Annotated in this window: 1 protein-coding gene; it reads right to left on the bottom strand. The window is 61.7% G+C overall.

Annotation, left to right across the window (positions count from 1 at the left end; translation table 11 throughout):
* The coding region (locus RVY79_RS17530; protein ID WP_317465768.1) for an alpha/beta hydrolase at nt 1-426 on the bottom strand (426 nt) is incomplete at both ends.

Consider the following 426-nt stretch of genomic DNA (forward strand, 5'->3'; position numbering starts at 1 on the left):
GAATCGAGACCCGCAATAGCGGAGGCAGGAGATTGGGGGAGTATCGCGCGACCAGGATCATCATGCGGAAATGGTCGGAAAAATGCTTGAGATCCTTGAGATGCTCGATCGGCGGAGCCGCTCCAACAAGATAGAGGGCGCGCACCCGATCGGGCAAGTGCTGCGCGGTCGCGAGCGCGTAGGGCGTTCCCGCGCCGGAATGGCCAAGCACCACGAACCGTTGCAGGCCCAGATGATCGGCAAGTGCGGCGACGTCTTTCGGCCAATCCCGCACGCGCCGGCCGGGCAATGGGTCGGAGTCTCCTATACCTGGCCGCTCAGGAATGATGAGCCGCATCCCTTCTTCATACAAGATGCCGTCATCAGGGTGGCGCAGGTGGCGCGAGCCCGAGACGGCATGCATGAAAATGATTGGCAAGCCATTGG

This window comes from Chromohalobacter sp. HP20-39, assembly GCF_033052815.1.
Taxonomy (GTDB): Bacteria; Pseudomonadota; Gammaproteobacteria; order Pseudomonadales; family Halomonadaceae; genus Chromohalobacter.